At 70.7% G+C, this 25,189-nt stretch carries 18 protein-coding genes; 8 read left to right on the forward strand and 10 right to left on the reverse strand.

The features are described 5' to 3' along the window. The first annotated feature begins 275 nt into the window (after nucleotides 1-275). From TR33_RS09980 to TR33_RS09995, 4 genes are all read left to right on the forward strand, one after another. Nucleotides 276-1,460 carry a thioester domain-containing protein gene (locus tag TR33_RS09980; RefSeq protein WP_026125161.1) on the forward strand — a complete coding sequence of 395 codons (1,185 nt, stop codon included), beginning with the start codon at nucleotides 276-278 and terminating at the stop codon, nucleotides 1,458-1,460. A gap of 409 nt (nucleotides 1,461-1,869) precedes the next feature. After that, complete coding sequence (locus TR33_RS09985) at nucleotides 1,870-3,084, forward strand: thioester domain-containing protein (RefSeq protein WP_042282821.1); 1,215 nt, start codon at nucleotides 1,870-1,872, stop codon at nucleotides 3,082-3,084. A 276-nt stretch (nucleotides 3,085-3,360) separates the two neighbouring features. Further along, nucleotides 3,361-4,578 (forward strand): thioester domain-containing protein, encoded by a 1,218-nt coding sequence (locus TR33_RS09990; RefSeq protein WP_042282823.1) that lies wholly within the window; start codon nucleotides 3,361-3,363, stop codon nucleotides 4,576-4,578. A 199-nt stretch (nucleotides 4,579-4,777) separates the two neighbouring features. Continuing rightward, a complete protein-coding gene (locus TR33_RS09995; RefSeq protein WP_017535775.1) occupies nucleotides 4,778-5,599 on the forward strand; it encodes a DNA polymerase subunit beta in 822 nt (273 codons plus the stop codon). 64 nt (nucleotides 5,600-5,663) lie between these two features. On the opposite strand, the gene gatA is transcribed toward TR33_RS09995, so the two are convergent. The 3 genes from gatA to TR33_RS10010 are packed head-to-tail and all read right to left on the reverse strand — an operon-like array spanning nucleotide 5,664 to nucleotide 7,886. Further along, a complete protein-coding gene (gene gatA / locus TR33_RS10000) occupies nucleotides 5,664-7,160 on the reverse strand; it encodes an Asp-tRNA(Asn)/Glu-tRNA(Gln) amidotransferase subunit GatA (protein ID WP_017535776.1) in 1,497 nt (498 codons plus the stop codon). Then, nucleotides 7,161-7,460 (reverse strand): Asp-tRNA(Asn)/Glu-tRNA(Gln) amidotransferase subunit GatC, encoded by a 300-nt coding sequence (gatC, locus tag TR33_RS10005; protein WP_014911146.1) that lies wholly within the window; start codon nucleotides 7,458-7,460, stop codon nucleotides 7,161-7,163. A gap of 33 nt (nucleotides 7,461-7,493) precedes the next feature. Then, the gene (locus tag TR33_RS10010; protein WP_042282826.1) at nucleotides 7,494-7,886 is read right to left on the reverse strand and encodes a response regulator transcription factor; all 393 of its coding nucleotides are present in this window, start codon (nucleotides 7,884-7,886) and stop codon (nucleotides 7,494-7,496) included. Nucleotides 7,887-8,834: 948 nt separating this feature from the next. On the opposite strand from TR33_RS10010, the gene TR33_RS25955 reads away from it, so the two are divergent. Further along, entirely contained in the window at nucleotides 8,835-8,999 is a 165-nt protein-coding gene (locus TR33_RS25955) for a hypothetical protein (RefSeq protein ID WP_017535778.1), read from the forward strand. Between the two features lie 241 nt (nucleotides 9,000-9,240). On the opposite strand, the gene TR33_RS10015 is transcribed toward TR33_RS25955, so the two are convergent. The 6 genes from TR33_RS10015 to mnmA all read right to left on the reverse strand — a co-directional run bounded on the left by TR33_RS10015 (nucleotide 9,241) and on the right by mnmA (nucleotide 17,235). Further along, the gene (locus tag TR33_RS10015; protein WP_017535779.1) at nucleotides 9,241-11,295 is read right to left on the reverse strand and encodes a putative bifunctional diguanylate cyclase/phosphodiesterase; all 2,055 of its coding nucleotides are present in this window, start codon (nucleotides 11,293-11,295) and stop codon (nucleotides 9,241-9,243) included. A 196-nt stretch (nucleotides 11,296-11,491) separates the two neighbouring features. Further along, nucleotides 11,492-13,705, reverse strand: a complete 2,214-nt coding sequence (ligA, locus tag TR33_RS10020; protein ID WP_017535780.1) for an NAD-dependent DNA ligase LigA — start codon at nucleotides 13,703-13,705, stop codon at nucleotides 11,492-11,494. 66 nt (nucleotides 13,706-13,771) lie between these two features. Next, nucleotides 13,772-14,806, reverse strand: a complete 1,035-nt coding sequence (locus TR33_RS10025; RefSeq protein ID WP_017535781.1) for a methionine synthase — start codon at nucleotides 14,804-14,806, stop codon at nucleotides 13,772-13,774. A gap of 20 nt (nucleotides 14,807-14,826) precedes the next feature. Next, nucleotides 14,827-15,477 carry an HAD family hydrolase gene (locus TR33_RS10030; RefSeq protein ID WP_017535782.1) on the reverse strand — a complete coding sequence of 217 codons (651 nt, stop codon included), beginning with the start codon at nucleotides 15,475-15,477 and terminating at the stop codon, nucleotides 14,827-14,829. A gap of 16 nt (nucleotides 15,478-15,493) precedes the next feature. Next, entirely contained in the window at nucleotides 15,494-16,024 is a 531-nt protein-coding gene (locus tag TR33_RS10035) for a DedA family protein (RefSeq protein ID WP_042282829.1), read from the reverse strand. A gap of 110 nt (nucleotides 16,025-16,134) precedes the next feature. Beyond that, nucleotides 16,135-17,235 carry a tRNA 2-thiouridine(34) synthase MnmA gene (gene mnmA / locus TR33_RS10040; protein ID WP_234305807.1) on the reverse strand — a complete coding sequence of 367 codons (1,101 nt, stop codon included), beginning with the start codon at nucleotides 17,233-17,235 and terminating at the stop codon, nucleotides 16,135-16,137. Between the two features lie 125 nt (nucleotides 17,236-17,360). On the opposite strand from mnmA, the gene TR33_RS10045 reads away from it, so the two are divergent. Both TR33_RS10045 and TR33_RS10050 read left to right on the forward strand, forming a co-directional pair. Further along, nucleotides 17,361-18,548: a DUF695 domain-containing protein gene (locus TR33_RS10045; protein ID WP_017535784.1), complete on the forward strand. Its 1,188-nt coding sequence runs from the start codon at nucleotides 17,361-17,363 to the stop codon at nucleotides 18,546-18,548. Nucleotides 18,549-18,754: 206 nt separating this feature from the next. Further along, nucleotides 18,755-20,437: a hypothetical protein gene (locus TR33_RS10050; protein ID WP_042282831.1), complete on the forward strand. Its 1,683-nt coding sequence runs from the start codon at nucleotides 18,755-18,757 to the stop codon at nucleotides 20,435-20,437. Nucleotides 20,438-20,461: 24 nt separating this feature from the next. Here the strand turns inward: TR33_RS10050 and TR33_RS10055 are convergent, their stop codons facing one another. Then, entirely contained in the window at nucleotides 20,462-22,585 is a 2,124-nt protein-coding gene (locus TR33_RS10055; protein WP_042282833.1) for a tetratricopeptide repeat protein, read from the reverse strand. A gap of 445 nt (nucleotides 22,586-23,030) precedes the next feature. Between TR33_RS10055 and TR33_RS10060 the strand changes: the two genes are divergently transcribed. Further along, entirely contained in the window at nucleotides 23,031-25,184 is a 2,154-nt protein-coding gene (locus tag TR33_RS10060; protein WP_234305808.1) for a tetratricopeptide repeat protein, read from the forward strand. Nucleotides 25,185-25,189: the final 5 nt, after the last annotated feature.

Here is a 25,189-nt window from a genome sequence, read left to right on the forward strand (position 1 = left end):
CAGGGCTAGGAGTTACCGCGTGGGCCATCGCCGCAAACCCGTTTCCGTAGAGGACATACCTTCCAGGTCAGCCTACCGACGCTCGGAGGTCGACTGTCCCCGCACCCGAACACGGAAGGCCCTACGGATGTCACGGCCAGTGCACGATTGAGCCGCTGTAGAGGAGATCTACCGTCACCCAGGGTGCCGGACCATTAGTCTGGATGGTCCAGGAACACGATTTCGCCGGTCGAGGCCTCGACACCTCGACCGCCTTCGTACAGGAGCGCCTGAGCATGTCCGACATCCTGCGTCGGTGCGCCGCGCTGCTTTCCGCATCCGCTCTGATCGGTGCCCTCACCACCGCTCCGGCCCTCGCCGAGGACTTCTCCCGCGTGGACCGTGATCCGGTCATGGGTTCGCCGGTCGTGCTCGAGGACGGCCGGGAGGCGGAGACGGCGCTGTTCAGCCTGCGCGTCGCCGACGAGGACTCCGTGCGCGCCTATCCGATGCTCTTGGACGAGGAGGTGCGTCCCCGCACCGCCTACGTCGAGTCCGAGTGGACCGACACCCCCCACTGGACCGGGACGTCCGCCGCCCCGAACCCGGCCGACCGCGCGAACTGGATCGTGAGCAACTCCTACCCGAACGAGCCCCTCCCCTCCCTGGCCCTGGCCTCCGGTCTGCCCTTCGTGGAGGGGCCGGACGCGATAGCGGCGACGCAGGCGGCCCTCTGGAACGTCCTGGACGGCACGGAGCTCGACGAGGAGAGCAACTCCCAGACCGTCCTGCGCCTCTACGACCACCTGGTCGAGGGCAGTCGGTCGGCGGAGACCGGGGCGACCGCCCGCTCCCTGGAGGTCACCCCGAACCAACTGGAGGCGGTCGCCCCCGAAGAGCCGCTGGGCCCGTTGACGGTCTCCGTGGCCGGAGGCGGTTCGGTCCAGGCGTCGCTGCGCGGCGCCCCGGCCTCCTGGTTGGTGGACGCCGACGGGCGCGAGATCTCCACCGTCGAGGACGGCGAGGATCTCTATCTGGCGGTGGACCCGTCGGTTCCCGCCGGAGTGGCCACCCTGCACCTGCGCGGCAGCGACGTCCCCTTGGAGGAGGGGCGACTGTTCACCGGACGCGAGGGTGTCCGCACCCAGCCCCTCATCACCGCCGAGCCGGGCGTGGCGACCAGCGCCACCAGCGCCACCCTCACCTGGAACGGCGAGGAGCCCCCTGAGAGCGAGGTGGAGGACGAAGAGGAGGCCGCGCCGCCCGTGGTGGACGAGTCGGAGATCCCTCCGCCCGAAGAGGACACGGCCACCGAGCCGCCCGAGGCGTCACCGACCGCCACGGACGGTGATGACCGAAACCAGGAGAAGAGCGGCCTCGCGATCACCGGAACCTGGCTGTCCGGCCTCCTGGTGATCGCCGGCGCTCTGGTGGTGTCCGGGCTGCTCATTCTGGTCCTCGGCCGGAAACGGCGCGACTGAGCCATCGGAACGACGGCGAAACGGGGAACGGCGTTCCATAACACTCACCCATAATGCGGATTTCCCGTGTTCTGTTTTATTCGGAACCGGAACACATCACATTTTCGCGAATCCGGTTGGAAGCGTTGGGGCGGCTCGCTAGTATCGGGCGGGCGGTCGACCATCCATGGCGCACGCGGCCCGCTCCCGCGTCTCGAGACCCTCGGTGAAGGGCACGTCCCTCCCGTGGAACCCACAACCCCCTGTCCCCGATCGTGGTGTCCTCCCATGTCGCCTTTTCGACGACACCCTTTTCCACGCCTTCATCACCAGGGCTCGCGTCGACGTCGTCCGCTTCCGCTCCCCACAGCTTTCAGATGGGAAGGGCGGATATCCATCCGGTCACCCCTAGAAGACACCGGGACACAACTTGAGCAACTTCTCCCTCCCCCGCAGCGCCGGACGCGTGGGTCTGGCGGCCTCCGCCGCGGCCCTGCTCGCCTTCGGCCTGGCCGGCCCGGCCGCAGCCGACGAGGTCGAGACCTACGAGGGCTCCGTCGAGGGCCGGTACGTCGGTGACGCCGAGAACGGCCCCACCGTCCGCATGGCCGGCGGATCGGCCCCGGCCAGCCTCTTCAACCTGGAGCTGACCGACGGCACCCTGCTCACCACCTACTGCATCGACTTCCGCACCAACATCGTCTCCGGCGCCGAGTACGTCGAGGACGACTGGGCGAACTACCCCGGTCTCGGCTCCTTCGCCGAGGCCGGCAAGGTGCACTGGATCCTCCAGAACTCCTACCCCACCGTCGGGGCCGAGGAGCTCGGTGAGAAGGCCGGCGTCGAAGGTCTGAGCACCGCCGACGCCCTGGCCGGCACCCAGGCCGCCATCTGGCGCTTCAGCAACGACATGGACCTCGGCTCGGGTAACGACGCGGCCGTCGAGGCGGTCTACGAGTACCTGGTCGAAGCGGCCGAGGACCAGCCCCAGGAGCCGGGCCCCGCTCTGAGCATCGAGCCGGGCTCCGCCGAGGGCACGGCGGGCGAGATCGTCGGCGAGTTCCTCGTGAAGACGACCGCCACCGAGGTCGAGCTGAACCTGACCGCACCCGAGGGCGTCGAACTGGTCGACGTCGAGACGGGCGAGGTCGTCACCTCGGTCGACGACGGCGACACGGTCGGCTTCTCCGTCCCCGAGGACGCCGAGGCCGGCGAGGCCTCCTTCTCCCTGGAGGGCACCTCCTACGTCGAGCAGGGTCGCCTGTTCAAGGGCAAGGACGAGAACACGCCCACCCAGACGCTGATCACCGCCGAGGGCGGGGACGTTCCGGTCTCCGCGTCGGCCTCGGCGTCCTGGGAGGTCAAGCCGGACGATGAGGACGGCGAGGAGACCCCCTCCCCCAGTCCGTCCCCCTCTCCGAGCCCCAGCCCCAGCCCGAGCCCCTCGCCGTCCGAGGAGCCGACGACGCCGGGTGACGACAAGCCCACCCCGCCCGCCGAGGACGACAAGCCCACCCTCCCCGTGACCGGTGGCGCGCTCGCCGGCCTCGTCGCAGCGGGCGTCGCGGCCCTCGCCGCCGGCGGAGGCGCCCTCTACCTGAGCCGCAAGCGCAAGGCTCCGACCGGTGAGGGCACGGACGTCTAGAACGTCCCCGTTCCGGCCCAGGGCCCGCCCCGCGATCGACCGCGGGGCGGGCCCTTCGTCATGGAACCCACAGGTCAAGGGCGATCGGCCCCCGCCGGCTTGGAAGCGGACCGACAGATCGCTAATATCGGACAGGAACAAACGATCCGCTGTGCCCTCGGGCCCTTCAACGAGCGCCGATCCCCTTGTTCGGCCGCCCCTCGGGCCCGCCTCCCTCCCCGCTGTCGTAACGCCCCTCGGGGGCACGTGGCACAGCACCTCACGACAGGACACAACGTGAAGCTCTCCCCCTCCCCCCGCGCCTTCGCCCGCGCGGGCCTGGCCACCTCCGCCGCCGCTCTGCTGGCGTTCGGGATGGCCGCCCCGGCCGCCATGGCCGACGAGATCTACGAAGGCTCCGTGCGCGCCCAGTACGTGAGCAACCACCAGTCCGGCTCCTCCGTGCAGATGGACGGCCAGTCCATCAGCACCAGCCTGTTCACCCTCCGTCTGGAGGGTGGCGACGAGCTCATCGCCTACTGCATCGACATCAAGACGAGCATCCGGAGCCAGGCCTGGTACCGGGAAGGCTCCTGGAACAACTACGACGGTCAGGGCGAGTTCGCCGAGCCGGGCAAGATCCACTGGCTCCTCCAGAACGGCTACCCGGAGAAGAGCGCCCAGGAGCTGGCCGACGCCTCCGACGCCAACTCCGCCCGGGTGACCGAGGCCGAGGCCCTGGCCGCCACCCAGGCCGCCATCTGGCACTTCAGCAACGGCGCGAACCTGACCCGCGGCCCCGGCAACGTCCAGGCCATCTACGACCACCTCATCGAGGCCGCCGAGGACCTGCCCCAGGAGCCGGCCGCCGCTCTGAGCATCGACCCGAGCAGCGCCACCGGCACCGCCGGTGAGACCGTCGGCGAGTTCGAGATCTCCACCGAGGCCACCGAGATCCCGATCGACCTGACCGCCCCCGAGGGCGTCGAACTGGTCGACGTCGAGACCGGCGAGGCCGTCACCACCGTCAGCGGTGGCGACACGGTCGGCTTCTCCGTCCCCGAGGGCGCCGAGGCCGGCGAGGCCTCCTTCTCCCTGGAGACCGGTTCCACCGTCCGTCAGGGCCGTCTGTTCAAGGGCGAGGACGCGGACAACCCCACCCAGACCCTGATCACCGCCAAGAGCGACGAGGTCACGGTCTCCGCCTCCGCCTCGGCCTCCTGGGAGGCCTCGACCGGTGGTGACGACGGCGAGGGCGAGGAGACCCCGTCCCCGACCCCGACCCCGTCGCCGAGCGAGGAGCCCACCGAGACCCCCGCTCCGACCCCGTCGCCGAGCGAGGAGCCCACCAAGCCGGGTGACGACAAGCCCACCCCGCCCGCCGAGGACGACAAGCCCACCCTCCCCGTGACCGGTGGCGCGCTCGCCGGCCTCGTCGCCGCCGGCGTGGCCGCCCTCGCCGCCGGCGGAGGCGCCCTCTACCTGAGCCGCAAGCGCAAGGCCACCGAGGTCTAGGACCGGCTCCGGAAGAAGTACGGGGCCCGCCCCACCGTGGTGTTCCACGGCGGGGCGGGCCCCTTCTCGTTCCCGGGTGCGCCGCCGTTCGTCCGCTCAAGGGAAAAGGCGTGCGGGAGCCCACCGGTTCTGGGAACCTGAGGCCGGTCCGCTCGGCGCGGACCCCTCGTCCACGAATCGCGACCCCGGAGCCGCCTCCATGCCCCGACCCGCCATCGCCCTGGACCGGCGTATCGCCCGCCTCCGTGAGATCGCCGAGGCCGAACCCCGACTGGAGGGCGTCCTCCTCTACGGTTCATGGACCCAGGGGGAGGCGGACGCGCACTCCGACATCGAGGCCTACCTGTACGTCGCCGACGAACACGCCGCATCCTTCGACGGCACGGAGTTCGTCTCCCGACTGGCCCCGCTCGAACTGGCCTACACCAACCTGTTCGGCATCCTGGCCGTGATCTTCGACGACCTCATGCGCGGCGAGTTCCACATCGAGGCGGCCGGTTCCGCCATCCCCGAGATCGCCTCGTGGAAGGGCATGATCCACCTCCCCTCCCCCGAGACCGCCGTGCTCTTGGACCGCACCGGTCGGCTCACCGAGGCCGTGCGTCCACTGGTCGAACCGGTCGTTCCGGACCCCGCGCCCACCGCGGAACGGCTCATCGGGGAGCTCGCGAACTGGACGCTCATGACCGGCCAGGTCCTGGCCCGGGGCGAGTACGCCCGGGCCCACGCCGGCCTGGCCGTCATGGTCGCCCCGCACCAGCTCAAACTGGCCCGCCTCCTGCACGGCTCCACCGACCACTGGCTCACCCCCAGCCGTGCGTTGGAGGCCGACCTGCCCGGCGACGTCGTCGAACGGTACGGCCGGACCACCGGTACCACCGATCCCGAAGAGGTGCGGCGAACGGTGCGCGAGAGTTGGACGTGGAGTCGCGAACTCGCACGGGAGGCCGCGGACCGTTGGGGGATCTCGATCCCCGAGGGGCCGCACGAGCGGATCACGGGGTTCCTCGACCGCCTCTGAGCGCCGGAACGACGAACGCCCCGCCCCGGAGGTTCCGGGGCGGGGCGTCGTTCGTACGCGGTCTCTAGGAGACGGCGTAGGGGCTGCGGGCGATGAGCGAGCCGTCCCGTTCGGTCAGGGCCCGCTCGACGGCGGCCGCCACCCGGTAGGTGCGGTCGTCGGCCAGCGGCGGCGCCATGATCTGGAAGCCGACCGGCAGGTCGTCCTCCGGGGCCAGGCCGCACGGCACCGACAGCGAGGCGTTCCCGGCCAGGTTGGACGGGATCGTGCACAGGTCGGCCAGGTACATGGCCATCGGGTCCTCGGAGCGCTCACCGATCGGGAAGGCGGTGGTCGGCGTGGTCGGCGAGACCAGCACGTCCACGTTCTCGAAGGCGGCGTCGAAGTCGCGCTTGATCAGCGTACGAACCTGCTGGGCGCTGCCGTAGTAGGCGTCGTAGTAGCCGCTGGACAGCGCGTAGGTGCCGAGCATGATCCGACGCTTGACCTCGGGGCCGAAGCCCTGGGCGCGGGTCAGGGACATGACCTCTTCGGCGCTGCGCGTGCCGTCGTCGCCCACCCGCAGGCCGTACCGCATGGCGTCGAAGCGGGCCAGGTTGGAGGAGCACTCGCTGGGCGCGATGAGGTAGTAGGCCGACAGGGCGGCGTCGAAGCTGGGGCAGGACACCTCGACGACCTTGGCGCCCAGGGACTCCAGCAGCTCCACCGTCTCGCGGAAGCGCTGCCGGACACCGGGCTGGAAGCCGTCGCTGTCCAACTCCTTGACGACGCCGACGCGCAGCCCCTCGACGTCGCCCATCCGCGCGGCGTCGACCACCGGCGGCACGGGGGCGTCGATGGAGGTGGAGTCACGCGGGTCGTGGCCGGAGAAGGCCTCGTGGAGCAGGGCGGCGTCGAGCACGTTGCGCGCGAACGGGCCGGGGGTGTCCAGGGAAGAGGCGAAGGCGATCATCCCGTAGCGGGAGGAGCCGCCGTAGGTGGGCTTTCCGCCGACCAGGCCGCACACGGCGGCGGGCTGACGGATGGAGCCGCCCGTGTCGGTACCGGTGGCCAGCGGCGCCTCGAAGGCGGCCACGGCCGCGGAGGAACCGCCGGAGGAGCCGCCGGGGATGCGGGCGGTGTCCCAGGGGTTGCGGGTGATCTGGTAGGCGGAGTTCTCCGTGGAGGAGCCCATCGCGAACTCGTCCATGTTGGTCTTGCCGAGGATGACCAGACCGGCCTCGCGCAGCCGTTCGGTGACGGTGGCGTCGTAGGGCGGTCGCCAGCCCTCCAGGATCTTGGAGGCGGCGGTGGTCGGCATGTCCTTGGTGGTGAACACGTCCTTGTGCGCGACCGGCACACCGGCGAGGGGGCCGAGCTCGGCGCCGGAGGAACGTCGGGCGTCGACCTCGCGGGCCTGGGCCAGGGCGGTCTCCCTGCGCACGTGCAGGAACGCGTTGATGTCTCCGTCGACCGACTCGATACGGTCGAGGTAGGCGGTGGTCGCCTCTTCCGAGGAGACCTCGCCCGCCTTGATGGCCGCGCCGAGTTCGGCGGCGCTGAGACCGATGACGTCGCTCATCTACTCTTCCTCCCCCAGGATCCGCGGCACCCGGAAGCGCTGGTCCTCCACCGCGGGGGCGCCGGCCAGGGCTTGTTCGGGGGTGAGGCCGGGCTTGGCCTCGTCGGGGCGGTAGACGTTGGTCAGCGGCAGGGCGTGCGAGCTCGGCGGGATGTCGCCCTGGGCGACCTCCTGCACCTTGGCCACGGCGGTGAGGATGTCACCGAGCTGGGCGGCGAGCGTGTCGAGCTCGCTCTCGTCGAGTGCCAGCCGCGACAACCGGGCGAGGTGCGCGACCTCATCACGGGTGATGGCGGTCATCAGATGAGAACCGTTTCTTCGGCGGACGGGTGATCAGCACAATCCTATGGCGCCCCGGCCATGACGCGGTCCCGTTCCCCGACCCGACGGTTCAGGACAGGACGTCGGCCCCCGTCCCTCTCCCGGGGGAGGAGGACTCACGGCTCCGTTCCGGTAGGCCCGGACCACCGGCTGGACCCGGTCGCGCAGGCGGAGTCCGGTGAGGGCGCTGGACACGTGCGACTTGACGGTCGTCTCCGAAAGCCCGAGCGTGCCGGCGATCTCGGCGTTGCCGGCGCCGGTCGTGACGTGTTCGACGACGTCGCGCTCGCGGGCGGTGAAGCCCGCGTCCCCCCCCGTTCCGGGACCGCCCGCCCCCACACGGGGGACCACTCCGTAACGGACGAACTCGCCCACGAGGGTTCCGATCACCGCGGGGTCGAGCACCGTGTCAGAGCGACCACGACGACGTCGGGGGCGAGCCGTTCGGCGTGCGGTCGGACACCTCGCAGGTCCAGGGCGGGCTCCCCGGGATCATGCCACAGGCGGGAATTCATTCCCGTCGACCATGGACCACCTTGATTCTATCGAAATCATCCATGCCCACCAGAGGAACGAAAAAGGAGAGCCCGCCCCATCATTCACCCAGAGAGCCGATCAGATCACCAATAAAATGAGCGAATGATATGAAACAGGCTTGGGTTGGCGAGAACCACGCAACCCACCCTTCTCGACCTCACCGAAAACCCCCGATCTCACCTTTCTCACCCTCCCCAGGTGACGGGAGAGCGTGGACCCCGTAGACCGCCGACGTCGTACGCATACACACCCGCTCCGGTGGAACGGCCGGCCTCAGGCCCGGGAACTCCTCGAACAGCGTTTTGAGGCCGATCCTCAACTCGGACCGGGCCGGCCGATGCCCCAGACAGTGATACGGGCCCGCACCGAAGGCGAGATGCGTCGACGTGATCCGCGAGCCAGGTGAGCGCTCCGGCGAGCACGCGCTCCGAGTCGGACGAGATCGTGGCGTCGGGCCCGGTGCCGCCCATCGCCGCCCCCGTTCTCGAGAGAATGGCGCGTTCTCACGCCCTTGCCCCAGATCGAACATAAATCAACTCTCGATCGATCATCTCATCCCCGAGAACCGAATATCACGACCTTCTTCGGTGCGCTTCTCCACATCCGAAAGAAGCATTCATCCACCTTGAGGAGGGGCTCTTCCCCTTCCCCGCCACGAGATCCGGAAGAGCCCGCCGACGCGATTTCCGAGAATCGCCCTCGGAGCGACGATCGACCGCCCCCTTCGGGGCTAGGGTGAGAACACGCCGACACGTTACGCGTTCGGCAAACGGACGCTGCCCTTCACCGAGGGGGCCGCCGTGCTGTCCTGGCCGCGTGGGAACGGAACCGTTCACCGTCTCGCGGGCCAAGGCCCCCGCGCCCCATAGGGCGCTCTTGGAACTTCGCCGGGACCCGGGGCTCGACGAGCCCGTGCACACCGGCACCGACAACCCCATGATCTACTTCCGCATGCCCGAGAATCGCCCCGTCTCCACCTGAGCCGCAGCGGTCGCCCCTCGCAGTCCGTCGTAGTGGCCGTCCAGAGCCGTCGACCCTCGATGCGTCCCGGCCTCCACCACCGGAAACCCACAGGACACAAGGGACCCTTGGCTTCTCCAGCGAAAGGAGGAGACCGGGGTCCGATCGACCCTCTCGCATTTCGGCCGAACACTCTCCGAAAACGGCCTTCTCCACCTCTCCGGACCGCCATGATCGCCCCTCGGCCGGTGGCCGGAAACGGTCAGGCGCGGGGGTGAGCGGGGGCGCCGGTGCCGTGGGCGGCCAGCCACGGCGGCACGTCCCGAGGAGCGAGGGGTTCGGAGAAGTGATGCCCCTGGGCGGCGTGACAGCCGCTCTCGGCGGCGGCACGGGCCATCTCCGCGTTCCGCACCCCCTCGGCGGTGGCGCGCATGCCCAGCTCGCGGACGAGCGCGATCGCCGCCCGTACGACGGTGCGTCCACCGGAGGCCTCGTCGGACAGGCGCGCGGTCAGGGAGTCGTGGATCTTCACCTCGTCCAAGGGCAGCCCCGCCAGTTGGGCCAGGGTGAAATGGCCGGTGCCGAAGTCGTCCAGGGTCAGTCCCACCCCCAGGGCCCGCAGCCGCGCGGCCGCCTCCGCCGCTGCGTCGGTCTCGGCGTCGGCGATGAGGGTCCGTTCGCTGATCTCCAGGACGAGCCGGTCGGCGGGCACCCCGTGCTCGCGCAGGGCGGCGGCGACCGTGTCGGGCAGGTCCGGGTCGAGGAGTTCGCGCACCCCCAGGTTGACCGAGACCGGCAGGGTGAGCCCCTCCTCCCGCCAGAGGGAGAGACGGGCCAGGGTGATGTCCAGGACCTGGACGGTGAAGGCCCGGAAGAGGTTGGAGTGCTCGATCACCGGCATGAACTCGTCGGGGGTGAGCAGGCCGCGGACGGGATGCCGCCACCTGGCCAGGGCCTCCAGCCCGATGGGGCGTCCGTCCGCGAGGGCGACCTTGGGCTGGTAGCGCATCTCCAGGGCCCCGTCGGCCAGCCCGCGGCGCAGTTCGCTGTACATGCTCAGCCGGGCCGTGGAGTTCCGGTCCTTGCCGGGATCGTAGCTCTCCACCCCGGTGCGACCGGACTTGGCGACGTACATGGCGACGTCGGCGCGCTGCATCAGGAGCGGGAAGTCGGGGGCGTCGTCGGGATAGAGGGCGATTCCGGTGCTGACCTGGAGGTCGAAGTCCATGCCGTCGAGGCGGACGGGTTCGGCCAGGGCGCCGCGCAGACGCAGGGCCACCTCGCGGGCGGAGTCGTTGTCGCGCACCTGGGGCAGCAGGATCGCGAACTCGTCGCCGCCGAGGCGGGCCACGAGGTCGTTGGGGCGCACGCTGTGGGTGAGCCGGCGGGCGAGGGTCACCAGGAGCCGGTCTCCGGTGGGGTGGCCGAGGGTGTCGTTGACCTCCTTGAACCGGTCCAGGTCGAGGAGGAGGAGACCGACCCGGGAGCCCTGTTGGCGGGCCCGGAGGATCTCCCGGTGGGCGCGGACGGTGAGGAGTTTGCGGTTGGCCAGGCCGGTGAGTTCGTCGTGGTTGGCCTGGTGGTCGCGTTTGACCAGGAGCAGGACACAGGCGTAGAGCGCTCCGAGGGGGAAGGCGAACAGCGGAACGTACAGCACCGAGTGGGTCATCGCGATGACGATGAGCGGCGACAGGCTGATCAGGACGGCGTTCACGTAGATCTGCTGACGCAGTCCCTTGAACATGACCTGGCGGAGCGGGACCCGCTCGTGCATGGCCACGGCGCACAGCACGAGGGTGCGGTTGACCACGAAGGATGCGGCGCCGGCCAGGGCGATGGCGATGAGCTCGGCTCCGGCGGGGGCCGCGGGGACGATGACGATCTCGGGCAGGACCAGGCGCAGGACGGCGTCGGCCACGCCGAGGGTCAGGACGTACTGCGCGGCGTTGAAGGCGGTGCGATGGGGCGCGTGCCGTCGGACCACCCCCGAGACGGTGGTGGCGACGCATTGGAGGAGGGCGGCGACGGGCAGCCCGTAGAAGATGACGAGCGCGAAGGTGAAGGGCAGGGAGGTGGGAACCCCGTTGCCGGGGGCCTGACCGGGCATGGCGATGGGGGTGAGCTCCCCGAGGACGATCATGCACAGCAGGACCCAGATCAGCGGCTCCTGCCCCAGGAGGAAGAGCTGATCGAGTCCGAGTTCGAAGGTGGAGGCACCGAAGAGGAGCGCCCCGGCGAAGGTGGTGCCCGCCATGTAGAGCCAGAGCGGGGTTCCGACACGGGGACCGATGTCCCGGGTACCGATGGGATCCTTCATCCGCGTCCTCGTGACTGATGACCGTAATCCGGGATACATCCATGTCCGTAACCCGGGTGTTGACGCCCAGCTTACGGGGTTTCGTCACCAACCGTCGCACTACATGAACTATCAGTTAATCATTTTGTTAGCCGGGACGCTCAGACGGAAGCGGGCGGGGCCTTCCCCCGCCCGCTCCGGCGTGTCGTCGCTCGGCCTACTCCGCCTCGGTCTCCTCGGGCGGGTTGATCCGCAGTTTCTCCGCGGCCTCGGGCCCCTGTTCCAGCAAAACCCGGAATCCGGCCTCGTCCAGGACCGGAACACCCAGCTTCACGGCCTTGTCGTACTTGGATCCCGGGGCGTCGCCCACGACCACGAACGCGGTCTTCTTGGAGACCGACGCGGTCGCCCGGCCGCCCTCCTCGGCGACGGCCTCCTTGGCCCCGTCACGGGTGAACCCCTCGAGGGAGCCGGTGACCACCACCGTCACCCCTTCCAGCAGGCGCGATCCCGGCTCATGACCCTCGTCCTCCATGCGCACCCCGGCCGCCGCCCACTTGCGGACGATCTCGGCGTGCCAGTCCACCTCGAACCACTCACGGACCGAACGGGCGATGGTGGGGCCGATCCCGTCGACCGCCGCCAGCTCCTCCTCGGTGGCCTCTCGGATGGCGTCCATGGAACGGAAGTGCCGCGCCAGGTCCTCGGCGGCACGCGGGCCCACGTGCCGAATGGACAGGGAGACCAGCACCCGCCACAGCGGTTTGCTCTTGGCCTCCTCCAACTGCTCGAACAGCTTCTCGACCGTCTTCTTCGGCTCGCCCTTCATGTTGGCGAAGAAGGAGACGACCTTGGGCTCACCGGTCTTGGGGTCGGTCTTGGGCTCGGTGGTGTCCGGGTCCAGGACGTGGGTGCGGATCGGCAGGAGCTGTTCGACGGTGAGGTCGAACAGGTCGCCCTCGTCCCTCAGCGCGGGCTCGGACGGTTCGAGGGGCTGGGTGAGCGCGGTGGCGGCCACGTAGCCGAGCGCCTCGATGTCGAGGGCCTTGCGTCCGGCGATGAAGGCGACGCGTTCGCGCAGCTGACCGGGGCAGGAACGGGCGTTGGGACAGCGCAGGTCGACGTCGCCCTCCTTCTGCTGCCCGAGCGGGGTGCCGCACTCGGGGCAGGTCTCGGGCATGACGAACTCGCGTTCGTTCCCGTCGCGCCGCTCGACCACCGGACCGACGATCTCGGGGATGACGTCGCCGGCCTTGCGCAGTACGACGACGTCGCCGATCAGCACGCCCTTGCGGGCCACCTCCTGGGCGTTGTGCAGGGTGGCGAACTCGACCTCGGAGCCGGCGACCACGACCGGTTCCATCACCCCGTAGGGGGTGACACGACCGGTCCGCCCCACACCCACCTTGATGTCGATCAGCCGGGTGGTGACCTCCTCCGGCGGGTACTTGTAGGCGATCGCCCAGCGGGGCGCCCGGCTGGTGGAGCCCAGGCGCCGTTGAAGGGCGATGTCGTCCACCTTGATCACGATGCCGTCGATCTCGTAGGCGGGATCGTGCCGGTGCTCCTGGTAGTGGGAGACGTAGTCGCGGACCTCGTCCATGGTGGCGACCACCTTGTAGCGGTCGCTCAGCGGCAGCCCCCACTCCCCCAGCAGCCGGTAGGCCTGCGACTGGCTGGTGAAGACCGTGGCGCCGGCGTCCTCGGCGGCCGGCGTGTAGGCGCCGACCCCGTGCACGATCATCGACAGCGGTCGGGTCGCGGTGACCCTCGGGTCCTTCTGACGCAGTGAGCCGGCGGCGGCGTTGCGCGGGTTGGCGAACGGCGCGTGGCTGCCGTCGGCGGCGATCCTCCGGTTGAGCTCCTCGAAGTCCTCGACCGGCAGGAAGACCTCGCCGCGCACCTCCAGCAGTTCGGGGGCCGGGCGCACGCTCTCGTCGAGCCGCTCGGGGATGACCCCGATCGTGCGGACGTTGAGGGTGATGTCCTCGCCGACCCGGCCATCGCCACGCGTGGCGGCACGGATCAGACGCCCCCGCTCGTAGACCAGGTCCACGGCGAGCCCGTCGATCTTGAGCTCGCACAGGTAACCGTCGACCGGGACCTCCGCCGAGGCGCGGTCGGCCCACGCGTTCAGTTCGTCGAAGTCGAAGGCGTTGCCCAGGCTCTCCATCCGCACGAGGTGCTCGACCTCGGCGAAGTCGACGCTGATGGGCGCCCCGACCTTCTGGGTGGGCGAATCCTGGGTGACGAGGATCGGATGACGTTCCTCGATCTCCCGCAGTTCGAGCATGAGTCGGTCGTACTCGGCGTCGGAGATGATCGGGGCGCCCAGGTAGTACCGGTAGCTGTGATCGTCCAGGTCACGACACAGCTCGGCGTGGCGGGCACGGACCTCGTCGGGGACCTCGATGTTGTCGGGCGCGCTCACAGAAGCCTTTCTTGATCGTCCTCGTGGGGGCCGGGTCGGGGGGAGTGAGGGGGAGACGAAGGGGGACTATTTCCGAGGCTCGTCCCGGAGGACCCGGGCCCCGTCCCGGACGGCCTTGAGCGCCGTTCGGGCGTAGCGCGGCGAGGCACCCGCCAGGCCACAGGTCGGCGTGGTGACCACCGCACGGGACAGCAGGTCGGGGGCGACCCCGAGCCGATTCCAGAGTTCGCGTACGGGGTCGACGTTAGTCGCCGGGTCCGACATTCCGGCGCCGTCGACGGACGGGACGACGCCGAGCATGAGACCGGTCCCGGCCTCCACCGCGGTGCCGATCGCCTCGTCGTGGGACCGGTCCAGCAGATGGGCGTCGAGCCCCAGAGCATGGGCCCCACTGCGACGGATCAGGTCGATCGGGACCGAGGGGGCGCAGCAGTGCGCGACCGGGACCGCCCCGGCCTCGACGATCGCGGAGAACAGGGTCCGCAGCACCGTCTCGACCCGGACCCGGTCCACCGCGGGCAGGACCCCGTAGCCGCTGGCGGTGGGGAGGGAACCGATGAGGACGGCCGGGAGGGAGGGTTCGTCGACCTGCACGATCGGTCTGGCCCCCGGGACGCGCCCGCGCACGTCGGCGATGTGGGAGAGGACCCCCTCCAGGTGCGATTCGGCCAGGTCGCGCTCGGCGCCGGGGTCGGAGACCAGACGTTGGCCGTTGCGCAGTTCCACCGAGGCGGCCATGGTCCACGGCCCGGCCACCTGGAGCTTGAGCGGCCCCTCGTAGGCGTGCGCGTGTTCGGTGAGGGCGTCCAGGTCGTAGGAGAGGAAGCTCCCGGCCCGGGCGAGGTCGCGTCCGGGAGAGTCGACCACACGCCAGCCGGTGGGCTGGACCTCGATCGGAAGGTCGACCAGAAGCCCCCCGGTACGTCCGATCATGTCCGCGCCGGCGCCTCGTCCGGGCAGCTCGGGCAGGTGCGGCAGGTCGGGGAGTTCACCGAGGACGGTGCGCACGGCCTCGTCGGGGTCCTCGCCGGGCCAGGACCCGACACCGGTGGAGGACGCCGCGGGCCAGGGATAGGGGTGCTGTTGACTCACGTTGCCCAAGGTTAGAGCAACCGGGCCGCTCAGCGGAGGCCGAACACCGGCCCGTCGAAGGTGCTCTCCAGGACGCAGGAGGTGAGGTCGTCGATGACGGCGACGGCGCCCAGGCCCTCGAGTTCGGCCCGGTCGTGGGAGGTGGCCACGGCCAGCACGGTGGCCCCGGAGGCCACTCCGGCCCGGATACCGGCGGGCGCGTCCTCGACCACCAGGCAGCGTTCGGGGGCGTGGCCCAACCGTTCCGCCGCCTTCAGGTAGCCCTGGGGATCCGGTTTGCCGACGCTCACGTCCTCGGCGGCCACCAGGACCTCGGGGATGGGCAGGCCCGCGTGGGAGAGGCGCTCTCGCATGAGCAGTCGGGTGCCGGAGGTGACGGCGGCCCAACGTTCGGCGGGCAACGCGCCGAGGAGGTCGACGGTGGCGGGCAGCGCCGTCACTCCGGCCACGTCGCCGAGTTCGAGCTCCTCCAACGCGTCCGCGGCCGCCTCGACCTCCTCAGCGGGCAGGAACAGGGCGATGGTGTCCTCGGAACGGCGCCCATGGGAGACCTCCAGGATCGCCTCGGGGTCCACTCCGTAGCTCTCGGCCCACAGCCGCCAGGTCCGCTCCACCACGGGGGTGGAGTCCACGAGGGTGCCGTCGATGTCGAACAGGACCGCGTCCACACTGATGCGCATGGCCCCACGGTAACCGTCAGGAGGCCTCGACCCGGTCGCCGGCGTCCTCGTTCTCCTCGGACCGGACCCCGTCGTCCTTCCCTCGGCGCAGTCGGGAACGCAGGACCAGCGCGGTGACCAGCAGCGCGGCGAGGACGATCACGCCGAGCGCGGTCCAGGGAGAGTTCAGGAAGAGCACCAGCCAGGTGCCGACCAGCCCGGAGATGACCGTGCCCCACAGGCCGGCCCAGGCCAGCCCGCCGATGAAGACGGCGGTGAAGTAGATGGGGAAGCGCATGCGCACCGCGCCCGCGGCGAGGTTGATGGCCGTCTGCATCCCGACGGTGAAGAAACCGAGCGTGACCACGGGCGCGCCGTAGCGGTCGATCCGTCTCTTGGCGGCGTCGAGTCTGGGGCCGAGCCGCCGGCCGAGCCGACTGCGGGAGACCCCCGCTCCGAGACCGCGTCCGATCCAGTAGGTGGCGGGGGCCCGCAGCAGGATCACGACGAGCAGGGTCGCGTAGACCACCCAGAAGGGCTGCCCCTCCAGGAAAGAGAACTGCGGCATGGACCCGACCCCTTCACGCTCGACGCTCTCAACTTTGCATTGCCTTACCTAACTTCGGCAAGGGGCGAGAGCCCGAAACCCGGGTTATCTGTCCTACATTGCCCCTTTTGCTACTGGACCTGCGTTTCCGTGTCCTCGGTTCGAGAGGTGGCGGAGATGGTCGCCGACCCCAGGACCGCGTCACCGTCGTAGACCACCACGGCCTGACCCGTGGCCACGCCCTTGGCGGGCTCGGCCAGCCGGACCACCAGTTCCGGGCCCTCCTCCGTCTCCCGCTGGAAGACCGTGGCCGGGTACACCTCGCCGTGCGCCCTCAACTGGACGTGACACTCGGTCGGCTCGGTCAACGGGGCGCCACCGCTCCAGACCGGGCGACGACCCACGATCCCGTCCACACGGAGCGAGGCGCGCGGACCCACCGTCACCGTGTTGTTCACCGGCTCGATGGAGAGCACGTAGCGCGGGTCGGGAGCGCCGCCCAGGCCCAGGCCCTTGCGCTGACCGATGGTGAAGGCGTGCGATCCCTTGTGGGTGCCCACCACGTTGCCGTCCTCGTCCTGGATCGGACCGGGACGCTCCCCCAGCCGACGGTTGAGGAAGCCGGCGGTGTCGCCGTCGGCGATGAAGCAGATGTCGTGGCTGTCCGGCTTGTCGGCGACCGAGAGCCCGCGGCGCTCGGCCTCGGCCCGCACCTCGTCCTTGGTGCAGTCGCCCAGCGGGAACATCGCGTGCTTCAACTGCTCGGCGTCGAGGACGCCCAGCACGTACGACTGGTCCTTGCCCTCGTCGACACTGCGCACCAGGCGACCGTCGATCTTGCGGACGTGGTGTCCGGTCGCCACGGCGTCGAAGCCCAGGGCGACGGCCCGGTCGAGCACCGCCTCGAACTTGATCTTCTCGTTACAGCGCAGGCACGGGTTGGGGGTGTTGCCCGCCTCGTACTCGGAGACGAAGTCCTGGACCACCTCGCGGTCGAACTCCTCCGACATGTCCCACACATAGAACGGGATGCCGATGACGTCCGCGGCGCGGCGGGCGTCGTGGGAGTCCTCGACCGTACAGCAGCCTCGGGCGCCGGTCCGGTAGGACTGTGGGTTCTTGGAAAGGGCCAGGTGGACGCCGGTGACGTCGTACCCCGCCTCGGCCACGCGGGCCGCGGCTACCGCGGAGTCGACCCCGCCGGACATGGCGGCCAGTACACGCAAAGTCATAGTGCAGTCCAGGGTATGCGCCCGGAGACGGACCGGACACGGATCGGTGGAGCGAGGGACGTGTTCGAGGACTCGCCGTCGCGCGCGCGGCGAGGGTACTCGTCCGGTTCTGCGAAAATCGACACATGGCTCTGTTCCGTCGTCGCCGCTCCAACGACTCCACCGATTCCGCCGTCACGGCCACCACCGCCGCCGTGACCGCCTTCTGGGACGCCTGGCCGTCGGTGCGCACCGCGCTGGCCGAGGCCGTGGACTCGGACACCCCCGCGCCCACCGAGGTGGCCGAACGGGTCACCGCCCTGGTCAGGGCGATCCACCCCGACCTGGACTGGGAGATCGGGCGGGCCCCGGAACCCCAGGGAGGACTGGACGAGCTGGACATGTCCCCCGACATCGACCCGGCCGAACTCCTGGAGCAGCTCGCCGCCCTGGACGACCCGTCCAGGATCACCGACGCCCCCTCCTACGCGATGACCCTGCGCCCGGGAACCTCGGAGGAGGCCCGGGTCCAGTCCGAACGCTGGTCCCGTTCCGCCCCCGATGACGACCGGTGGCGGTTCCGCCCGGTCCGCCCGGCCGATCACGACCGGCTGACCTCCACCGTTCGCTGGGACGACCACGAGCTCGACCTCTCGCACGCCTCGGTCTCCATGCGGGTCGACCAGGCCGGCGGCCGGATCGACGTGGGCGTGTACCACCCGGACAACATGTTCCTGTCCGAGGAGACCCGCCGGGCCGTGGCCGAGCACGTCACCCTGTTGGCGCTGGGCGAGGACGAGATGGTCCGATGGGTGGGGAAGGTGTCCCCGCTGGACGAGCGCCCCTTGGACCCGCTTCCGCCCACCTCCATGCCCTCCGTCGCCAAACAGATGCGCGACCTGCTCGGCGGCACCGACGGTTGGGTGACGCTGCACGGACGGATCCCGCTCCAGGGCGCGGTGGAGATCATGCTCCGGCACCCGGTGACCCGCCGTGACCTGCCCGCCCTGTCGCTGTTCGTCCAGGTGCTGGTCCCCTACACGAACGCGGACTCCGACCGCCTGCCCGAGGAGGGGTCCGTCGAGGCGCTCGCCGGCCTGGAGGCGCGGCTGAACGAGATCCTCGGCGACAACGGCGCCATGTTCATGCGCCAGTCCGGGGGCGGGCAGCGGATGTACGTCTACTACCTGGACCCGGACTCCGGGGTGCTGCCCGAGTTCGAGACCGCACTGATGGACTGGCCGGAGGGCAAGGTGCAGCTGCGCACCCGACTGGACCCCAAGTGGTCCCAGTTCGACCTCGCCCGCCGTCCCTACGTCCGCAAGCTCGGCTGAGGCCCCTCCACCACGCTCTCTCCGCCGCCGCCCGGTCCCGTTCCGGTCGGCGGCGGATCCCGTTCGTCCCCGCGAAAGGGTCGCCGGGGACCGCACGCCGTACCCTCGCCCTCGTGCTCCCGTCGTCCCGCGGGCCCACCCGCGGCCACTACCCTGAGGCGTCACGGATCCGAACGCGAGAGGTCCCCGGACACGAGGCATGACCTATGACACCCCCCGGTAGCGCCGCTCGCTACGAGCGCGCCAACACGGGACCCGACGCCGAGCGTTGGCGGACCTGGAAGGGCCCGGTCGTCCTGGCCCTGGCCCGGACCTTCACCTCGGCGGCCCGGGTCCTGGAGGCGCTGGCGGTCTTCCGCGGGGACCTCCGGGTGCTGGTGGTGTTCTCCTTCGACGGCACCTCGGCCTTCAATGCCGGCACCGAGGAACTCCTGGAGGGCCTGGAGACGGCCCTGATCCCGTGGGAGCGACGTCTGGAGGTCCACCCCCACCTGGTGCTCACCGCCACCGAGAACGCGGACATGGCGGACTTCGCGTGCCCGATCGTGGTCCTGCCGCACGGCATCGGCTTCCAGAAGTACGTCCCGGACCATCGCACGAGTCGAGTGCGCCTGTCCGGGGTGCCACGACCGGAGTTCCACGAGGCCGGGAACCTCCACCTCGTGCTCTCGCACCCGGCCCAGCTCGAACAGCTCCGGGCCGCCCGGATCCCCCTCGTCGACCGGGCCCACGTGGTCGGGGACCCGGCTCGCGACCGCCTCATCGACGACCTGCGGCTACGGGACCGGTACCGGGCCGACCTGAAGGTGGAACCGGACCAGAGGCTGGTGGTGCTCACCTCCACATGGGGGCCGGAGGGGCTCATCGGAAGCCGCCCCGAGCTGCCCGGCGCCCTCGTCGGCTCCCTCCCCCACGACGACTATCGGGTCGCGGCGATCCTGCATCCGAACATCTGGTTCGCGCACAGCCCCTGGCAGGTCCGGCACATGCTCGCCGACGCCCTGGACGCGGGGCTGCTGCTCATGCCGCCCGACCGTGGTTGGGGGGCGGCCCTGGTCGCGGCCGACTGCGTGATCGGCGACCACGGCAGCGTCACGCTCTATGGAGCCGCGTTGGACCATCCCGTCCTGGTGGCCGCCCGAGGCTCCGAATCGGTTCCGGGAACGGCCGCGTCGGCGCTGTTCGAAACCGCGCCCCGATTGGAGACGGGCGACCTGAGAGAACAGGTGGAGCGGGTGGTCGAGGGGCATCTTCCAGGCCGCAACAGCGCCGCCACCGAGCTGGCGTTCGCCCACCCGGGGGAAGGGGGGTGGCGACTCACGGCGCTCCTGTACCGACTGCTGGATATGGAACCTCACCGTTCCAGAGGTGACGACGGCACTCGGCGCGCCCTGCCCCCTCCCGTCCCCGACGAGGCCTCGGCCACCGCCCTCGCCTTCGACGTGCACGGTCTGCTCGACGGGGCCGAACTGTCCCTGGAACGTTTTCCCAGCGCCACCCGCCGAACGCCCTCCCCGCCCGCGGGGGCCGTCCGGCACCTGTCCGTCTACGAGACGGAGCCCCGGCACGCCCTGGTCCACTCGGCCTCCGTCGTGTGCCGTGTACCCGGTGAACACGTCGGTCCGGCGCACTGGCCCGAGCGGGCCCTGGAGCGGTATCCGGGCGCCTACGCCGTGGCCCAGGGCACGGGCGAGGGGACCGAGGTCCTGTTCCGCGGCGGCGACCGTCTCCTGGTCCGCTTCGACTCCGATGTGGCCCCGACTCTGAGCGCCGCCGTCCCCTACACCCTGCTACGCGCGGGACGTGAGCCGATCGGCCACCACAAGGTACGGGTGGGGCCGCACCGTCGGGCCTGCTCGGTGGAACCGCTCACCCGAACCGACTCGTAGTCCGGGAGGCGCCCCCGAACGAGATCAGCCCGAAGGCGGTCCCGATCGGGCGATCCGCTCGGCCACGGAGACGGCCCTGGGGCTCTCCAGTCCCCGGTAGAGCCGCTCGGCCTCGACCAACCGGGCGCGTGCCTCGCCCGGGGCCCCGATCTCCTCGTAGAGATCGGCGAGCAGAACGTACGCCTCGGCCCGGTAGTAGTGCTGATCCCCGGCCCCGAGGTCCTCGATGGCCAGGTTCAACGCGGTGATCGCCTCTCGATGCCGTCCGGCCGCGGCATGGGCCTCCCCGAGCCACACCCGACCCCGGGCGCTCATCCGACCATCGGACTCCGAGAGCGCCTCGAACCGTGCCAGGGCGGACTCGATGTCCGTGATCGCCTCCTCCGCCCGACCGGCCCGAACCCCGGCCTGGCCTCGGAAGAGCAGACCGAGGGCCTCACCCCGCTCCGAGCCGGGCAGATCGGAGGCCCGGTTGGCCTCGATACACCGGTCATAGGCGGCGATGGCCGCCTCGGGGTCGGTCTCCGCCAGGTAGCGGCCCCGGAACTCCCACACCGAGGCCCGAAGCATGAGGTCGTCCATCCCCTCGACGAGTTCGGCCGCGCGATCGAGCCGCGCCCCGGCCTCCGCGTGCCTCCCGAGATCGGTCAGAGGGCGCGATCCGAGAGAGAGGAGCCTGGCCTCGGCCGCGGTGTCCCCCACCATCCGGGCCGAGTCGGCGCCGACCACGGCGGTGGTCGCCCAGTCGTGTACGAAACGGTGGTCCAGGTAGAGGGCCGGCGCGAGTTCGGCGAACCGGTGGGCGTGAACGTGCAGCCCCTGCTCGGCACTGCCCAGTACCACCGAGAGCAGTGTCGGGCGTTCACGCAGGAGCCAGGCCTTGGCCGATCCGGTGTCACCGTCGAAGGGATCCTCGGCGCCGGTCAGGATCGACCCCAGATCGAGGGTTCTGAGCCGCTCGCCCCGGGCCGCGAGCTCCGCGAACCCGAGCCGGACCAGGTAGGCGTCGAGCATGGCGGTCAGACGGACACGACGAGGGCCGGCACCGTCCTCCTCGGCCCGGTCACGGGCGTGGCCTCGGATGAGCTCGTGCCGAAAACGCAGCGTGTGCGTGTCCATCTCCACGAGATCGGCGGCGAGGATCTCCTTCCACCGGCCCTCGTCTCCGAGGAGCGGCATCAGCGCCCGGTCCAGATGCGGACCCGGCCAGTCGCCCAGAGTGCGGTACACGGCCGCCGCCTCCGGCGATAGGGCTCCGTAGGAGGTCTCGAAGATCACGCCGAGGCTCCGACGCAACTCCTCGGCGCTGTCGGGGGCCGACGGGGCACGTTTCATGTCCTCGGCCAGGGTCGTGGCCGATCCGAGGCCCATACGGAACAACCGGCCACCGACGAGGGCGATGGCCAGGGGGAGACCGGCGCACACCTCCAACAGCCGTTCGATCGCCTCGGGGTCCTCGGACTCCAGCGATCGGTCGGCTCGACTCTCCAGGAGGGCTCGCGCATGCTCCGCGTCCAGCGGCACCAGGCTGCGCGGGTGGGCTCCCCTCGGGTCCCCCAGGAGTTCGTCGAGGTCGGGGACGTCGCCGTCGACCAGGACCAGGCTCCCGTTCCCCTCGGGCACCAGCGCCCGTACCTGGGCCGGTTCCCACGCACCCTCGACCACCACCAACAGGCACGGGCGACGTCGGGTGAGGCTCCGGTACTCCTTGGCCCTCTCGGCAGGGGAGGACGGGATCGCCTTCTCCTCCATCCCCAGCGCCCTCAGGAATCCGGTGATCGCGGTGTCGGGGTCCTCATAGAGGCCACGGCGGTACTCGAAGCCGAGTTGGCCACCGCTGAAGTAGTCCTGGTGGATCTCGGCGATCTTGCGGATGAAGGTGGTCTTGCCGATACCGCGCGGCCCCTCACAGAGGACCACCCGTGGCGAGGAATCGGAGCTCAAGGTCGACCTGATCCACTCCAGCTGGTCATGCCGGTTCACGAAGTCGTGGGGCGGCCGCTCGACCTGGAGGGGTCGATGGTCCCCCTGCAGAACGTTGGTGACGTTGACATCGCGGCCGACGGCACCGGCCTGGATCGCGGTCCCGCCGACGTCACCGCCGATGGTGCTGCGCACCTGACGGGGTTCGGGGGTGTCGTCGTTCATACCTCTCCCGAGGGGGTCGGAGCAGGGCGCCGTATCGCACGGATCACCCTATCGATCGAAGCCCTTCTCGGGGTCCGACGGGATCGAGGGCGGCGGTGGATCTCCGGGTCTCCGCGCTCGTCGCACCCGACCGACGCCCCGTCGTGGCCGAGTGCGGCCGGCGTCCCTCGTCCGATTCCCATAGGCACCTCAGAACTCTCTGGCACCGTTCGCCACATGGCACCCTCCCCTCACATCACGAATCGGACTCTGTGTCGTACCCCGCTCACCGTCGGTACACATCGATGACCTGGGACAGCGGGATCCGTGTGATTGATTCCCCGCCCCAAGGGGAAGTGGATCGTCCGAAACCCCCTTCATGGCGGGGGTTCCCGACCAGGTGTCGGGGCATACGACTCATAGGCGTCACCTGCACGGGACGCGGCTCCCTCGGACCCCGGGAAGGGTGTGGCCGTTGAACGCCAGCCCCCACGACAACGATGACACCGGTGGTCTCCCCACCGACCGAAACCCGACGAACTGGCCGATCAGGGCCGGTGCCGTCCCTCTCCCACGACGCTCCACCCACTTCCAGGAGAGGGAGATCGGCCCCGTCCTCGACGAGGCCCTCTCCGGGTTCGGTCACCCCGCCGACCATCAGGTGCTCACCGGCCCGCCCGGCGTCGGCAAGACCCGACTGGCCGCCCAGCACGCCCGTGCCCTCCTCGGCGAACGGGGCGGGAACCTGCTGGTCTGGGCCGACGCCTCCGACCGGGAGGGCGTGGTCTTCGCCTACGCCCACGCCGCCAGACGGCTCCTCTCCCACTGCCCCGAGGATCCAGAGCTGGCGGCCGGTCGCTTCCTCGACCGGCTGCGCGAGCCCTCCTCCGGTTCGGGACGGCGGTGGCTGGTGGTGTGGGACGACCTGACCGACCCCTCACGGGTCGAGGACCTGTGGCCGCCCTCCGGCCGAGAGGAGGGACGGACGATCGTCACCACCCGTCTACCGGCCCGGCTCCTGCCCTCCCGAGGGCGACGCCCGGTGGAGGTGGACGTGTACACCGAGGCCGAGGCCGCCGGATTCCTCCGCACGGCCCTGACCGAATCGAGGATCGCGCACACCGCCGACGAGGCCGCCGCCCTCGCGACGAGACTCGACCGTCTGCCCCTCGCCCTGAGCCAGGCCGTGGCGTACATGGCCGACCGGGGCACCACCTGCGCCGATTACCTGGCACTGTTGAGAGAGCACCCCGGAAGCACGGGCCCCTGGGAGTTGGCCCTCGAACGGGCCGACGCCCACCGGCCGGCCGGGATCGCCCGTCCACTCCTTGGACTGCTCTGTCTGCTGAGCCCCTCCGCGACCCCCGAGCAGGTCCTCGTCTCCCGTCCCTTCCGCGAACACCTGGGGCGCCGCGTCTCGCCCCCGCGTCGACCGGCCGAACACGAGATCCGACTGGCACTGGCCTCGCTGGAACGCCTCCACCTCATCGACCGGGGCACCCCTCTGGTGATCGGCACCCACCACCTCTCCCGCCGCGCGGCCCACGAACACCCGCTCACCCGCCCCGACCGGGAGGGCACCCGCGCCGTCGCCGACGCCCTGCTGTCGGTGTCCTCGGACGGCGCACCCGGATCGGTGTCGGACCAGCGGGTGAGATCGAGCGTCCGGGCCCTGCTCGCCTGCCCCGAACGGCGAGCGTGGCTGTGGGAGGGAGACCCCCACCCCCTGCTCTTCCGTTCCGCGGGCCTCCCACGGACGGATCGGGAGGAGCGGGCCCTCCCCTACCGTGACGTGTTCCTGGAATCGCTCTCCCGCGACCTCCCCGAACGTGTCGAGGACCCCGAACGGGTCCGTCGAGGTCTGGAGAAGGCCCGTCGGCGCCACACGATCGCGTCCGGACCCGACGGGGTCGCGACCCTGCGACTCCGGCACGCCCTCGCCTACCTGCGGTCCTGGGCCGGAGACCCGGGCGGAGCGATCCCCCTCTACCGGGACCTCCTGATCGACCTGGACCGGCGGCTGGGCCCGGACCGACCGGAGACCCTGAGCGCCCGGGGCAACCTGGCGGTGTGCCGTGCCGAGTCCGGCGACCTGACCACGGCCGTCGAGGAGGCCAGGGCCCTGCTCACCGACCAGCGACGCCACCTGGGCCCGGACCACCCGAACACGCTCACCACCCTGCACAACCTCGCGCACTGGCGGGGAGAGGCCGGAGACCCGCGAGGCGCGGTCACCGAGTTCGACCGTCTCGTGGAGCTCCGGGCCGAGGTGATGGGCGTCGACCACCCGACGACCCTGGCCTGCCGGCACGAACTGGCCTGCCGGCGTGCCCTCGCCGGAGACTCCGAGGGCGCCGCACGCGATCTGGCCGAGGTCGCGCGCGACCGGCGCCGGGTGCTGGGGCCGGGCCACCCCGACACCCTGGCCACGTTCCGCAGGCTGGACCGGCTGCGTCGGGAGATCGGCGTCCTGGCCGAGGAGACCCCGAACGGGGGCCCGGACTCCCCCGACAGCGGCGCCCGGAACGAAGACGAGACCGGAGGAAACGGAGGCGGCCACGAGCTCGACCCCAACGACGAGCCCACCGGCCCCCACTTCCTCGGCCGTTTCCGGAAGTGACCCCC

The sequence above is a fragment of the Nocardiopsis alba genome, assembly GCF_000710955.1.
In the GTDB taxonomy this organism is placed as follows: Bacteria; Actinomycetota; Actinomycetes; order Streptosporangiales; family Streptosporangiaceae; genus Nocardiopsis; species Nocardiopsis alba.